The organism is Pseudomonas sp. GD04058, assembly GCF_029836855.1.
Classification (GTDB): domain Bacteria; phylum Pseudomonadota; class Gammaproteobacteria; order Pseudomonadales; family Pseudomonadaceae; genus Aquipseudomonas; species Aquipseudomonas bharatica.
Genome location: NZ_JAOECN010000011.1, coordinates 24,396 through 39,178, shown reverse-complemented (window position 1 = coordinate 39,178; position 14,783 = coordinate 24,396). Strand labels below are relative to the sequence as shown.

The following is a 14,783-nucleotide window of genomic DNA, read 5'->3' as shown; positions in this document are numbered from 1 at the left end:
GTTATTGGGATCAAAGGCGGGTTTGGAGTTGATCAGTGATCGGATGTTCTCGACGAAAGGAACGAGGATATCCACGGTATTGCTCAAGAGACCTTTTTTCCGGTCTTTTTCAAGCGAGGTTTCTCCCCAGGATAGTTGTTTCAATGTCTCTTTATCGCCCAGCAGCAGGTTATTGACCAGGGCATCAGTGATCGGGATGAACGGGGAACTGTCGTCGCCAGGTCCTTGCTGTGCGAGCGATGTGTGAACCAGGGGCTCGACAATCAGCGAAGACGAAGCGCCGGCATTGGGGCTGGTGCCCATAAGATACGCATGCCAGTCCACGGGAAGTGGTGTCCCTTCCCTGACCCAGATAGTAGCTGCACCCTTGGCGGTTCGGACCCTTCGTTCGACGAGCCTGCCGCCCACGGGGATCTGGACTTCTGCGGGCAAGGCCAGGCAAAGTCCTTGCAACGGGAGAAGCTGGAAATAAGCCGTGGTTTTATGCTCCTTGATTTTCAACAGCACTCCGAATCGCCCCCTGAGGCAATTGGTCAGTCTGGGAGACTCCTGCTGGGCTTCAAGTTCCGGTACAGCGGTGCGCAGTGTGAAAATCTCGAAGTCACGCCGTTTGATAGCATTGATCATACGTTCCGGGAGTTGAAATAGCGCTTCCTCGGTTAGAACGCTGTACGCAGTCGATAGCGTTCTTGTGTAGTCATCGAACTGTTGTTCGAAAAGAGCATTCACATCTGCCAGCTCTGCGGCGCGTTTCTTGATTTGGTTATAGGCATCTTTTCGCAGGTTGTTGGCCTGCTTCAGCTCGGCGGAGTATTGACCAAGCGGCGGTTCGGCAACTGCCAGGGACCAGTCCTCAATGATTTCAGTTAGCGCTTCCGAGGCATAGACTTCATGAAACGGGTAGGCATGAATGGTTTCATGGCTCTGGTAGAGGCAGATGTTGGAAGTGTTCCATTCCTCCGTAGCGAAGACCCCGGGGTATCGAGGGAACACTCTTTGAATTTCCGCTCTGACAATCGACATGCGGTCGGGAATTTGACGTTTGACATCCACGAGTGCCTGCTTGACTTGAATTTTGCGCTCTTCGAATGCTGTGAGGGCATCCTTGGCCAACTGCTCGTCCAGGCTCGATTCTGAAAAAGAGACCTTTCCCTTCCGGAACTTTGTCCAGAGCAGGGCAGGCAGCCATTGTTGCTGGATAATAAATTTTTCGGTCTCGCTGTCGGCAGGCTCCATGCGTAGTTCATCGGCGAGTGACAGAAGCTCGTTCGTGGTTTTATCTTGCGATGAGCCAGCTGCCAATGCTTCCGCCAGATAGACAGAGCCTACGTACTCTGCTGTGATCAAGAGGCCGCCGTGCTTGATGGAGCTGTCGCAGGTCAACAGTTCGGGCGCAATTCGGTTGGCCACGAACAGGCATATCATGTCGACGGCTTCAGCCGAAAGGTGGCCGAGGCTACGCACATGGTTTTTGAAATCGATATAAATATCTGAATAGGATTTGCCGTTATTTTGCTCTTTGTTCATATAGTAGCCAAGGAGCTTTTTGTTGACCTTGCTGGAAGGAGGGTCAAGATCAAGCAAAAGCGCATGGATGAGCAGGCTTGCATTTGCTACAACGGAGCCGGGGCGTCTGGAACTGCTGTACCAGTGCAGTGACTTGAGTATTCGCTCCGTCAATGTGTATGCCGCGGTGCTCGAAATCATCTTGTACAGAAAATAGAGCCATCTGTCGGTGTCTCTCCATGACAGGTTGTCTTCTCCAAGTATCTGGTTGCCGAGAAACTCAAAAAGCGTAGTGGCGCAATTGTTTTTTTTTAGGAAACTGGATACCACATTCCTGAGGGTGACATTTTCATCCTGATTCAAGAGTTTACTGGCGTCGATGAAGTCGCGTCTGAGGCCACAACCCACTCGTCCAATTTGCGTTTCAATAGCCTTGAGCAAGGCATCGGGCGGCGTGCTTGGAAGTGTTTGTAAGTAATACCCAGCAGCTTCCTGTAAGCCAATCTTCCCGTCACTGCACAGGGAGAGGCTGGATGAGGAAGCGGACTTCAAGCTTTCCAACGCGTCCTTCTGCATATTGTCGTTCAATGATGAACCGTCGAATGACCAGTCGAGATCATGGGAATGCTTTATTGTAAACGCCCCGGATTCATCATCTACACTGCAGTAAAAGAACGATGCGCCAGGCGCATTGGCCGGCGATAGTTTCGGGAGCAGGGTAAGGAAATCCTTCAGTGCTTGTGAGGTCTTCTTTGCCAGCAGCGTACCGGTGGACGGGCGGTAACGATAACTTGCAGTGTCCTTGACGGTCGGCAAAAGAGTACGGATTTCTTCCAGGTCGCGCTTTTCACCGAGGTAATAAGACGAGGCAGAAAGTTCGTCATGTTGCTGTAGCAAAGCGTTGATGATAGCCAGTGTTTCCCATTTCGTTAACCTGCTTTGCTCAAGTGAAAACGGCGATGTTCCCGTGTGAGGCTGTCTGTAGTGAAATACAAGCGCTGAGTAAAGGGATGGGCGTGGACGGAGGGTTACAGTATGCATCCTGTTCGCTAGGCGGATCAGAAGTTTTAGCTACTTTTTCAATGATTCGTCATTGAAGTCTTTCGGAAGAAAGGTCGTTCTTCTGCTCTTGTTATCGATTTCCGACAGGGAGATTGAGCCTTTCGTAATCAACAGGCTGTTGATCGACAGGTTCCAGCGTCTTGTCAGGCGCCAGAAGTCGGGGCTGCGGTACAGGCCGAACAGTATAAGCTGAGCGCGTTCCCATTCCTTCTGAAGTTGCGAATTCGAGGGGCCGTCGAAGTCAAGTTTCATCAGATCGGCCCGGGTGGCCTGGTTGTTGTCATAGACGGACCACAGGGCATCGACAAGGTGCTTGGATATCTCCGGTGGCAGGGTCCGATGGACAGGCGAGTTGAGGCGGTAAGTGTTTTTAGTTTTTTTTCTCCCCCGCGTGAGCTGCTGCTTCAGCTGTGTTTCCAGCTGCTCCAGGGATTCATCGGTCCCCCAACCTGGAAGATGTATGGGATGAGCGATCGAATAGTAGTCTAGGAGACTGGAAAGTCGCATCGTGCCATCCGAAGAAAGGTCCGTATGGAGTTGCCTCGATAGCGTTCTGAGTGTGCCGATAATTTCCGATAGCGAGTGACTCGATAGCTGGGCGCCAGGTATCTCCAGTGGCGGGTTGTTATCAACGCGGGCTGCCTGCAAATTACCGTCGCTTGAGAATGACAGACGCCACGGGTCCAGGTCGGAGCGTTGGCAAAAATCCTGGAGTTCCTGGCGGCCTGAGAGCTTCAACAATGCTTGTCGTGCGAGCCTCAGGCTGTGTCCCAACTGCGAGCATGGTGAGGGCCTGAGCCGGGGGTCAAGCTCAGCAACATAGCGGATGGTCTTTTTTTTCAGATCATCGATCGAGTGAAGCGCAATCATCAGGTCAGGCTTTTCTCGGACCGGGTCTACAGGGTCGCTGGCGTCGACGACAAGTTCTGCCACTTTCTCCTCGAGTGACACTATCGCTCGGGATAGGTCAGCACGGGTGCGTAGTGCGATAACGGTGCCGCCCAAATAGCAGGTAATGGCGTTGGCGAGCGCAAGCTCGGAGTGGTAAGGATGAAGATCCTGAAGCGTTCTGGTTGCCTCTATCAGGGCGCTAATACATTGCTTGGTTGTCTGGCTCTCTAGAAGGCTGTGTTGTGCGTCCTGAAGCATTCTGATGTCTTTGGTAGAAGAAACACCAGACAGTGCGCCTTTCGTTATATACAGTTTGCCAGGGGGTATGTCTTCCTTGTAGAGCACCTGCAGAAAGTCATCACGCCTCAAAAGCTCAAGGGCCATTGTATTGAGGGATCTGATTCTATGATGCAGTAACGAATTTTCTGTTGGTTGAAAAGGAGTGTCTGCGAGTTCGTGTGCTGGTGCCTGGCCCTTCATGGTCCATGCTCGCCATAGACAATCTATTATGGCGATCAGGTCTTTTATATCGCTAGCGTTGGTGTTTTTTCTGGTGTCGTTGAAGGTAATATTCGGCATCGTTCAGACCTCTTTATCCGAAAGTTTGAATACGATGCGGGATCTTATGCATAGGGCCACGCTCCGCTAGTTGGAAAATCTTCCGGCGCTGGTTTGAATATCCTCTGTAGATCCTGTTGTTAGGCTCTGTACGAAAAGCCCAGGCAAGGCAGGCCAGCGCACGAGTGGCCAAACCAGTCATTCACATTGACAGCTTTGACCATTGCCGCGCTGTGGCACCGGGGCGACTATTTCCAGACCTTCGAATTCCTTCCAAAAACAACAATGGGGAGTCTGGCGAATGCGTGAGTACAGCGCGGCAGTACGTTCTTTCAATTACCAGCAGACAGCCCGGGCGGCACTGGCAGGCAGTCTCGAGGCGCTCAACGCCTGCGTCGAGTGCTGCGACCGGCACGCCGATGGCGAGGCCGTCGCGCTGTACTGGGAGGGCCGCGACGGCCAGAGCGCCAGCTACCGTTTCGATGAATTGCGCGACCAGGCGGCGCGCTTCGCCAGCGTCCTCCAGGCCCAGGGCGTCGGCCCTGGCGATCGGGTCGCCGGGCTGCTGCCGCGCACCGTCGAATTGCTGGTTACGGTGCTGGCCACCTGGCGCCTGGGTGCGGTCTACCAGCCCCTGTTCACCGCGTTCGGACCCAAGGCGGTCGAACACCGCCTGCATGCGTCGGGGGCCAGGGTGGTGGTCACCGATGCGAACAACCGGGCCAAGCTGGACGAAGTCGAGCAGTGTCCGGCCATCATCTGCGTCAATGCCGCCCAGGGCAGTGGCGATGTGGATTTCCACGCTGCGCTGAATGCCGCCACCCAGGCTTGTGACCCGGTATTGCTGCCCGGCGAAGCGCCGTTCCTGCTGATGTTCACCTCCGGCACCACCGGGCCGGCCAAGCCGCTGGAAGTGCCGCTGCGCGCCATCGTTGCCTTTCAGGGTTATATGCGCGATGCCATCGACCTGCGTCCCGAGGACGCCTTCTGGAACCTTGCCGATCCGGGCTGGGCCTATGGCCTGTACTACGCGGTCACCGGGCCGTTGTCCCTGGGCCATGCCACGACATTCTTCGACGGGCCGTTCAGCGTCGAGAGCACCTGCCGGGTGATCGACAAATACCGCATTACCAACCTCGCCGGTTCGCCCACCGCCTATCGCATGCTGATCGCCGCCGGCGCGGCCTTCTCCGCGCCGATCAAGGGGCGCCTGCGGGTGGTCAGCAGCGCCGGCGAGCCGCTCAATCCGGAGGTGATCCGCTGGTTCCGCGACGAGTTGGAGGTAACCATTCATGACCACTACGGCCAGACCGAACTGGGCATGGTGCTGTGCAACCACCACGGCCTGGAACACAACGTTCATCCGGGATCGGCCGGTTATGCCGTGCCCGGCCATCGCATCGTCGTGCTTGGCGAGCAGCACGAGGAACTGCCGGCCGGCCAGCCGGGCATCCTCGCCGTGGATCGCGAGCAGTCGCCGCTGTGCTGGTTCGCTGGCTACCACGGCTTGCCGACCAAGGCCTTCGTCGGCAAGTACTACCTCAGCGGCGACACCGTCGAGCTGAACCCGGATGGCAGCATCAGCTTTGTCGGGCGCAGCGACGACGTGATCACCACCTCGGGCTATCGGGTCGGCCCCTTCGACGTCGAGAGCGCCTTGATCGAGCATCCGGCGGTGATCGAAGCGGCGGTGATCGGCAAGCCCGATCCGGAGCGCACCGAACTGATCAAGGCCTTCGTCGTACTCGGCGCCGGCCAGCAGGGTAGCGAAGAACTGGCCGAAGCCCTGCGCCAGCACGTACGCAAGCGCCTCTACGCCCACGCCTATCCCCGTGAAATCGAATTCGTCAGCGAGCTGCCCAAGACCCCGAGCGGCAAGCTGCAGCGTTTCATCCTGCGCAACCAGGAAATCGCCCTTCAACAAGCGGCGCAACAAGCCCACAAGGCCAGCGCCTGAGGAAAGCCAAGCATGCAAATCGCCAATCACAACTTCATCGTCACCGGCGCCGCCTCCGGGCTGGGTGCGGCCACCGCTGAAATGCTCATCCAGGCCGGCGCCCGGGTAATGCTGGTGGACCTCAATGCCGAGGCCGTCGCCGCCAGGGCCGCCAGCCTTGGCGAGCAGGCCCGGCATGCGGTAGCCGATATCAGCCAGGAAGGCGCGGCCAAGGCCGCCGTGGATGCTGCGCTCGCCGCCTTCGGCAGCCTGCACGGGCTGGTCAACTGCGCCGGGATCGTCGGTGCCGAGAAAGTCCTGGGCCGCAACGGTCCCCATGGCCTGGACAGCTTCGCCCGGGTCATCAACGTCAACCTGATCGGCAGCTTCAACATGCTGCGCCTGGCAGCGGCGGCCATGGCCGAAGGCGCGCCGTCGGAGGAGGGCGAGCGCGGGGTGATCATCAACACTGCATCCATCGCCGCCTTCGACGGCCAGATCGGCCAGGCCGCCTATGCCGCCTCCAAAGGCGCCGTCGCCAGCCTGACCCTGCCTGCCGCGCGCGAACTGGCGCGCTTCGGCATCCGTGTGATGACCATTGCCCCGGGCATCTTCGAAACCCCGATGATGGCCGGGATGACCGAGGAGGTCCGTGCCTCGCTGTCCGCCGGGGTACCGTTCCCGCCCCGCCTGGGCCGCCCGGCCGAGTACGCTGCGCTGGCCCGCCACATCATTGAAAACAGCATGCTCAATGGCGAGACCATCCGTCTCGACGGCGCTCTGCGCATGGCTGCGAAATAAGGAGTCGAACATGAACCAGGATCCGATCGTCATCGTCAGCGCCGTGCGCACCCCGATGGGTGGCCTGCAGGGCGACCTCAAGAGCCTGACCGCGCCGCAATTGGGCGCCGCGGCGATCCGCGCCGCCGTCGAGCGTGCCGGCATCCAGCCCGGCAGCGTCGAGCAGGTGCTGTTCGGCTGCGTACTGCCTGCCGGCCTTGGCCAGGCCCCGGCGCGTCAAGCGGCACTGGGTGCCGGGCTGGAAAAGGGCACCACCTGCACCACCTTGAACAAGATGTGCGGCTCCGGCATGCAGGCGGCGATCATGGCCCACGACCTGCTGCTGGCCGGCAGCGCCGAGGTGGTTGTCGCCGGCGGCATGGAAAGCATGTCCAACGCCCCGTACCTGCTGGACAAGGCCCGCAGCGGTTATCGCATGGGCCACGGCAGGATCATCGACCATATGTTCCTCGACGGTCTCGAAGATGCCTACGACAAGGGTCGCCTGATGGGCACCTTCGCCGAGGACTGTGCCGAGGCCAACGACTTCAGCCGCCAGGCACAGGACGATTTCGCCATCGCCTCCCTGACCCGCGCCCAGCAGGCGATCAAGGACGGCAGTTTCGCCGCGGAGATCGTTCCGGTAGAGGTCACGGTGGGCAAGGACAAGGTGCTGATCAGCGATGACGAGCAGCCGCCCAAGGCGCGCCTGGACAAGATCGCGCAACTCAAGCCGGCGTTCCGCGACGGGGGCACCGTGACCGCGGCCAACTCCAGCTCGATCTCCGACGGCGCCGCGGCGCTGGTGCTGATGCGCCGTTCCCGCGCCGAGGCGCTGGGCCTCAAGCCGCTGGCGGTCATCCATGGTCACGCCGCCTTCGCCGACACGCCGTCGCTTTACCCCACCGCGCCGATCGGTGCTATCGAGAAGCTGCTCGCACGCACCGGCTGGGACGTGGGCGATGTCGATCTGTTCGAGATCAACGAAGCCTTTGCCGTGGTGACCCTGGTTGCGATGAAGACGCTCGGGCTGCCACACGAGAAGGTCAACGTCCACGGCGGTGCCTGCGCCCTTGGCCATCCGATCGGCGCGTCCGGCGCGCGGATCCTGGTGACCTTGCTGTCCGCCCTGCGCCAGAAAGGCAAGCGCCGCGGTGTGGCGGCGATCTGCATCGGTGGTGGCGAGGCCACGGCCATGGCTGTCGAGATCCTGGACTGAGGTGCGCCATGCTGGTTAACGACGAGCAACAACAGATCGCCGATGCTGCCCGGCAGTTCGCCCAGGAGCGCCTGCGGCCATTCGCCGAGCAATGGAGCCGCGAGCATCGTTTTCCGAAGGAGGCGATGGCCGAGATGGCCGACATGGGCTTCTTCGGCATGCTGGTGCCGGAGCAGTGGGGCGGTTGCGATACCGGCTACCTGTCCTACGCCATGGCCCTGGAGGAAGTCGCCGCCGGTGACGGCGCCTGCTCCACCATCATGAGCGTGCACAACTCGGTGGGCTGCGTGCCGATCCTCAAGTTCGGCAACGAGCAGCAGAAGCAGCGGTTCCTCACTCCGCTGGCGAGCGGTGCCATGCTCGGCGCCTTCGCCCTTACCGAACCCCAGGCCGGCTCGGATGCCAGCAGCCTGAAGACCCGCGCCCGTCGCGACGGCGACCACTACGTGATCAACGGCTGCAAGCAGTTCATCACCTCCGGCAGCAATGCCGGGCTGGTGATCGTCTTTGCCGTTACCGATCCGGCCGCGGGCAAGCGCGGGATCACCGCCTTCCTGGTTCCCACCGACAGCCCCGGCTACCAGGTCGCGAGGGTCGAGGACAAGCTCGGCCAGCACGCGTCGGACACCTGCCAGATTGTCTTCGACGAGGTGCGGGTGCCGTTGGCCAATCGCCTGGGCGAGGAGGGCGAAGGCTACAAGATCGCCCTGGCCAACCTGGAGGGCGGTCGCATCGGCATTGCCGCGCAGTCGGTGGGCATGGCCCGCGCCGCTTTCGAGGTGGCCCGGGACTATGCCCGCGAGCGCGAGAGCTTCGGCAAGCCGCTGATCGAGCACCAGGCCGTGGCCTTCCGCCTGGCCGACATGGCCACCCGGATTGCCGTGGCGCGGCAGATGGTGCATCACGCGGCCGCCCTGCGCGATGCCGGTCGGGCGGCGCTGGTCGAAGCGTCCATGGCCAAGCTTTTCGCCTCGGAAATGGCCGAAAAGGTCTGTTCGGATGCCTTGCAGACCCTCGGCGGATATGGCTATCTGAGCGACTTTCCGCTGGAGCGGATCTACCGCGATGTGCGGGTCTGCCAGATCTACGAAGGCACCAGCGACATTCAGCGCATGGTGATTGCGCGCAATCTTTGAAGGGAGCAGCTCATGACATTCGAAACCATCCTCGTCGAAACCCGTGGCAAGGTCGGCCTGATTACCCTGAACCGGCCCCAGGCGCTGAACGCCCTGAACCGCCAGATCATCGGCGAGCTGAACCAGGCGCTGGACGCCTACGAGGCCGATGCCAATATCGGTTGCATCGTCCTCACCGGCTCGGCCAAGGCCTTTGCCGCCGGCGCCGACATCAAGGAAATGGCCGAGCTGACCTACCCGCAGATCTACCTCGACGACCTGTTCAGCGACAGTGACCGCGTGGCCAACCGGCGCAAGCCGATCATCGCGGCGGTGTCCGGCTTTGCCCTGGGTGGCGGCTGCGAACTGGCGCTGATGTGCGACTTCATCCTTGCCGCCGACAACGCCAAGTTCGGCCAACCGGAGATCAACCTCGGCGTGCTGCCGGGCATGGGCGGCACCCAGCGCCTGACCCGCGCAGTAGGCAAGGCCAAGGCCATGGAACTGTGCCTGACCGGCCGCCTGATGGGCGCCGAGGAAGCCGAGCGGGCTGGCGTGGTGGCGCGGATCGTGCCCCAGGCCGAGCTGCTGGACGAAGCGCTGAAAGTGGCGGCGGTGATTGCCAGCAAGTCGGTACCGGTGTCGATGATGGTCAAGGAGTCGGTGAACCGCGCCTTCGAAGTAAGCCTGTCGGAAGGCGTGCGCTTCGAGCGCCGGGTATTCCACGCGGCGTTCGCCACCGAGGACCAGAAGGAAGGCATGGCGGCGTTCATTGCCAAGCGTGAGGCGCAGTTCAAGGACCGTTGATTTCCGCTGAAAGTACCGGCGATGAGGTCGGCACTGCCAACGTTGTTGTCAGATAGGGCCTCATCGCTGGCAAGCCAGCTCCCAGGGATAGCGCATGTGGGAGCTGGCTTGCCAGCGATGAGGCCATCAGCCGCAACCACCCAAGCAAGATCTACCACCGTCATGCCAATGCATACGATTGAAATGCTGCTTCCCTCCAGCCCAAGGAAGCGCACCCATGACCCCAACCCCATCACCCCTCGGCCAACTAGCCCTGAACTCCCCCCTCTGCGGCCCCATCGCCCAGCGTTTCGCCCGGCGTCCCTCGCTGCGTGACGTGGCCTGGTGCCTGATCTTCGAGCAGGCCTACCTGCGCGGATTCGCCGAGCCCGACCCCTCGGCGCTGTTGTTGTACCGGACAGATGCCAAGGGCAGCGAACAGGTCGAGGACCTGGCCGATGTTCTGATCGAGTGCTTCTGCACTGGCGCCTTGCTCAGCCTCGACGCCGACAGCGATTACCTGAGCTTCTACAAGGGCGCGGAAACCCCGTTCCGCAGCAAGGTCGAAGTTGCCGATATCCAGGCGCTGATCAACGAAAGCGCGCGGTACCTGCTGTCCACTTACCAACAGGCGCTGTACGAGTACTGGAACTTCAGCCGCGACGGCGAGGGGAGTCCGTTGTTGTGGATGGCTGGCCATCTGCAGCAGCAATGCCAGGAAGTCGTAGAGGAACTGTTCCGCAATGGTGGCCTGGACAGCCTTGAGGCAGCGACCGCAAGGACCATCGTCAACTTCCCGCGAGCGCAGGACCGGGCGCTATTGCACAACCTGGTCGAAGTGAAAATCAGCCTGCTCGCGCAGGTTCTGTGCGTCGAACAGGGCCTGGATCCGGAACTGGCCAGTGCGATCCTGCTGGAGCGCGAAGTCAGCCAGTTGCAGCGCAAGATGGCCCTGGTTTTCAGCCTGAGCGGATCCATCTATCGCTTCGAGTCGCGTACGGCCCTGCGTGGCTCGCTGGTCAATCGCTGTCCTGACAGAAAAGGGCCGCAGGTTTTGCACCAGTACACGGCACCTGGCTCGGTGTTCGTGTCCCAGGCCCTTCTGTTGCGCGAGCAGCAGCAGGATCTTGTCGCCGCATTGGCACACCTGCCGGCGCTGCCGGGCATGAGTGCCGGCCAGTCGCTGCAACTGCGTCTGGATGAAGCCAGCTCGCTGCTCGGCATCTGCCAGGCCAACCAGCGCGAGATGCGCCAGCGCTTGCGCCTGCAATTGCCGGACTGGCTGGCCAAGGCCAGCGAGGATCAGCGCCGTGATTACGCCGGGCGCCTGCTGCGCATGGCATGGCTGCGGCAGGATGAGGAGGAAAAATCCTTCCTCGACGGCGTGCCCGACGCTTTCGATTTCGCCCGCCAGCAGTTGCATGACGCCATGCTCACTGACCATCCCCATGATCCGTTACCGGATCTGGATGACCTGGAACTGGTCAACAGGCAGGTGACCGGGGCCGCTGGCGGCAGTGGTGGCAGCGTGGTGCCCCAGGGCGAGGAAAAGATCGTGCGGCTGACGCCGATGCAGTTCGCCCTGGCCAACCTGGCGGTGTTGCAGGCCGGCACCGTGAGCCTGCACAGCCTCAGTGGGGCGAAGTTGCCGCAGTGGCTGACGGTGGATTATCTCAAGGGCCTGGTGACGCGCCTGGATGTGGGAGGACACTATCCCGAGCTGCTGCAGCGTGTCTTGCTCGACGATGCCGACGAGCGCAGGCCGCGCCAGCAACGCTTTATCCAGCAGATCTGCGAGCAAATGCCACTGCTGGCGCTGGAAACCCGTCTGCGTGATCCGGCATCGCTCAGCGCGCAGAGCGTCAAGCGGGTGGACAGCCTGTTCCGGCCCGAACTGCCGTCCGCGGCCCAGGTGGCGCTGCGGCCGCTGTCGTTCATCGCTCGTTCCGGTGCCACGCCTGATGTCGCTGCCAATGCCTGGCTGATCGAGGCGCCGACCATCGGCGAAGGCCCTTGCCTGTTGTATCGCCCCTTGCACCGTGAGCCGTTGCGCGAGTACGCCAGCCGCGCGGAGTTCTTCAAGGCCCTGTGCGCAGCGGGAGCCCTGCAGGACGACATTCTCGAGCGTCTGGCGCCGGCGCGCCGAGCGGTCTACGCCCATGGCGGTTTTGCCGAACCGCACATCGTGCGCTTCTTCCCTGGTGACGAGTTCTCCATCATCAGCGTGCCGGCGCTGGCCAAGCTGGGCGAGGCGGCGCTGCACGGCAATGTCCCTGAGCAGCTGTATCAATCCTGCGCCCAGGAACTGATTGCCCGGGCGCAGCGGGAAACCCTGTCTACCAGCGAAAGTCGCTGGCTGGGCTACCAGGAGCTGGGCTGGCTGATGCTGAACACCATTTTGCCGTTCTTCAATGGGCCACTGGTCAAGGCGGCCTGGATGCTGCCGCTGTTTTCCAGCCTGCGTGGGGTACTGGCGCAGGACAAGAGCGCCGGCCAGCCCGGTGACCTGCAGCAATTGCTCCTGAGCCTGGCGTTGCTGCTGCTGCCGGAAAGCGAACCCGGCCTGCCAGGCGACACCACGACAGCCCCGGACCGGGACAGCGAGGCGGTGAGCATCGAGCCGAGCAAGACCGAGCTGCCGCAGGCGCCCCGCTGGTCGCGTTTCGGCTGGGGAAGCACCGACCTGACCGTGGCCCAGCGCGAGGCACTGTCCGGTTTTCGCAGCGAGGTCAGTGTGGACGAGCTCGGTACGCCGATGGGGCCGGGACCCCATCATGGGCTTTATCAATACCAGCAGCAGTGGCTGGGCCTGATCGACGGGATGATCTATCGGTTGTCCTTCACCGAGGATGGGCCGCGCCTGATCGATGCCGCCGGCAAGCTCGGCCCCTGGGTTCGCAGCGACGCCGGTGGGAACTGGCGGCTGGACTTCGGCCTGCGCCTGCGCGGCGGCATGCCGGTCAACCGGCGCATCGCGCAACTGCGTGAGAGCAACCGCCAGCGCGCTGTCCAGCTCGAAGAGAACCACGCCCGCCTGCTCGGACAGCGGGTCAGCCTTTCCGAGCAGGTCCAGGCAGACCTGGACGAAGCGGCGCGCCAACAGTATCCGGCCAAGGAGCATCTGCAGGTCTATCACGACCATCTTGTCCAGCTTGACGCTGTGCTGGTGTCGTTCGACGACAATCTGCGCCAGTTGCAGCAGTTGAAGCCGCAGCCGGAATTCAAGCGCATGCATGCGCGCAACCTCTACGATCGTGCCGGCACCCAGGCGCAACTGGCCTATGTCCTGCACGCCCGGTTCAGCGACAACCACGCGATCATGCGGCAGATGCGCCCGGCAAGCTCGCCACAGGAAGAGCAATCGCCAGAACACGTGGAACAGCTCAAGCGCATGATGGAAGCGTGTCGCAAGTCCCAGGAGGAAGTCGATGGCATTCTTGCCTGTCATGCCGTGATCGTCGACATGCGCAAGCAACTGCGCGACATCCTGCCCGGCGGACCGCAATTGGCGGACAAAACCCACGATCTTCTGACCAGCGAGCCAAGCCTGCGGGCATGGACGTCGGTAGACCTGAGCCTGCGTGCCGCGACCATTCTCGATATCGAAAAAAGCAGCGACTACAAGGTGCTCTACCGTGGCCTGCTGGCGGCGCGGACCGGTCTGAGCATGCGCGATGAGCTGGATGTGAAAGGCGCCTTCAGCGAGTCCGAGGAGGTGGAGGTGCTCGATAGCGTGGTCAGTCGCCTCGGCCACGCCCTCGATACTTCCCGTCTGTATCAGACTTTGCCGCGAGGCGCCGGCGCAGCGCAATTACTCCAGGCATTCATCGACAGTCTGGAAAGACTGCATCGCGAGGCCCAGGCGGAACTGGCCGCGCGCCTGCAACTGCTGCCTGGTCGAAGTGAGGCCATGCCCAGGCCAACGCCAGTCAAGCGCAAACAGGTGCTGATCCGCACCCGCAACCGTGGCGTCGTGGTGGGATCGCGGCGCAAGGCCCAAGGCGACCGTCCGGAAACCGTGGTGGTGGTCGATCCTATCGACAACAGCGAGCTGGCCAGCTATGAGGAGAGTTCCGAGCCAGGTGTCTGGCAGCCTGTGGTGGAAACCCACAGCGAGCCGCCGGCACCGACCCCGGCCGGCCTGGCTACGCTGATCAAGCGCTCCACGCCGTTGCTCAACAATGCCGAGCGTTGTATCGCCAAGGTGCGCAGCCAGGCGAAGACTGCGGCCGTCGGTGTCGATATCGAGGACATCCTGATCCAGGAAGCGCGCCCGCTGGATGCCCTGGTCCAGCAGATACAGGATGCGCTTACCCGGGAAAACGCCACGGATGACTCTAGCAACGGCCTCGACGCCGCGCGCCAGTCCGCGGCGCTGACCGCCAAGGCGCAACTGATGCGTGACGAGGGCCGGCGCCTGCGGGTGGAGATCCTCAAGAAGCAGGCACCGACGGTGGGGCAGGTGGCCTGGCTGCTGGAGCAGCAGGAAATCAGCATTGCCCGGGAAGGCGAGCGGATCGCGCTGGCCAGGCGCAAGGGCTTTCGCCAAGACTACCTGCAGGAATTCGTGGTCAATGACAAGGACGGAAAGCCGCTGTGGTACGCGCATTTCCACTACGCCAGCGCCGATGCCCAGGTCGGTGACTTCACCGCGGCGCACCTGAAGACCCGCGAGCAGCGTTATGACCGTGGACCGCAGGTGGTGGCATCGCAGAGCAACCAGGCGATCATCGAGGTGTATCGCAGCCGGATCGACAAGAGCAGTGCGCAGAAGTTGTTCCTGAGCCTCTGAGCTTGACTCATCGCTGTCCCCGTAGGAGCGTGGCTTGTCGGGTCGCCGAACCGCCACGCTCCTACGACCAAATGACTAGCCCATCCCTGCCAAGTGCTGATTCGTTGCTCCGCCGCGACTGACTAAGATCCAGTCACT

7 protein-coding genes are annotated in these 14,783 nt (G+C 61.6%); 6 read left to right on the top strand and 1 reads right to left on the bottom strand.

All coding sequences use genetic code 11. From position 1 onward, the window contains the following. Nucleotides 1-2,577: 2,577 nt before the first annotated feature. Entirely contained in the window at nt 2,578-4,038 is a 1,461-nt protein-coding gene (locus tag N7650_RS12070; protein ID WP_279898363.1) for a hypothetical protein, read from the bottom strand. 280 nt (nt 4,039-4,318) lie between these two features. Between N7650_RS12070 and N7650_RS12065 the strand changes: the two genes are divergently transcribed. The 6 genes from N7650_RS12065 to N7650_RS12040 all read left to right on the top strand — a co-directional run bounded on the left by N7650_RS12065 (nt 4,319) and on the right by N7650_RS12040 (nt 14,645). Continuing rightward, a complete protein-coding gene (locus tag N7650_RS12065) occupies nt 4,319-5,974 on the top strand; it encodes an AMP-binding protein (protein ID WP_279898361.1) in 1,656 nt (551 codons plus the stop codon). Nucleotides 5,975-5,986: 12 nt separating this feature from the next. After that, entirely contained in the window at nt 5,987-6,754 is a 768-nt protein-coding gene (locus N7650_RS12060; protein ID WP_009394654.1) for an SDR family NAD(P)-dependent oxidoreductase, read from the top strand. 10 nt (nt 6,755-6,764) lie between these two features. Beyond that, nucleotides 6,765-7,952, top strand: a complete 1,188-nt coding sequence (locus N7650_RS12055; RefSeq protein ID WP_279898358.1) for an acetyl-CoA C-acyltransferase — start codon at nt 6,765-6,767, stop codon at nt 7,950-7,952. Nucleotides 7,953-7,960: 8 nt separating this feature from the next. Continuing rightward, complete coding sequence (locus tag N7650_RS12050) at nt 7,961-9,088, top strand: acyl-CoA dehydrogenase (protein ID WP_009394657.1); 1,128 nt, start codon at nt 7,961-7,963, stop codon at nt 9,086-9,088. Nucleotides 9,089-9,100: 12 nt separating this feature from the next. Next, nucleotides 9,101-9,874, top strand: coding sequence for an enoyl-CoA hydratase (locus tag N7650_RS12045; RefSeq protein WP_009394659.1), 774 nt, complete (start codon nt 9,101-9,103; stop codon nt 9,872-9,874). A gap of 217 nt (nt 9,875-10,091) precedes the next feature. Further along, a complete protein-coding gene (locus N7650_RS12040) occupies nt 10,092-14,645 on the top strand; it encodes a hypothetical protein (RefSeq protein ID WP_279898357.1) in 4,554 nt (1,517 codons plus the stop codon). Nucleotides 14,646-14,783: the final 138 nt, after the last annotated feature.

Excerpts from the sequence above, each read along its gene's own strand:
- N7650_RS12070 (WP_279898363.1), bottom strand. The coding sequence starts at position 4,038 with ATGCCGAATATTACCTTCAACGACACCAGAAAAAACACCAACGCTAGC.
- N7650_RS12065 (WP_279898361.1), top strand. The coding sequence starts at position 4,319 with ATGCGTGAGTACAGCGCGGCAGTACGTTCTTTCAATTACCAGCAGACA.
- N7650_RS12060 (WP_009394654.1), top strand. The coding sequence starts at position 5,987 with ATGCAAATCGCCAATCACAACTTCATCGTCACCGGCGCCGCCTCCGGG.
- N7650_RS12055 (WP_279898358.1), top strand. The coding sequence starts at position 6,765 with ATGAACCAGGATCCGATCGTCATCGTCAGCGCCGTGCGCACCCCGATG.
- N7650_RS12050 (WP_009394657.1), top strand. The coding sequence starts at position 7,961 with ATGCTGGTTAACGACGAGCAACAACAGATCGCCGATGCTGCCCGGCAG.
- N7650_RS12045 (WP_009394659.1), top strand. The coding sequence starts at position 9,101 with ATGACATTCGAAACCATCCTCGTCGAAACCCGTGGCAAGGTCGGCCTG.
- N7650_RS12040 (WP_279898357.1), top strand. The coding sequence starts at position 10,092 with ATGACCCCAACCCCATCACCCCTCGGCCAACTAGCCCTGAACTCCCCC.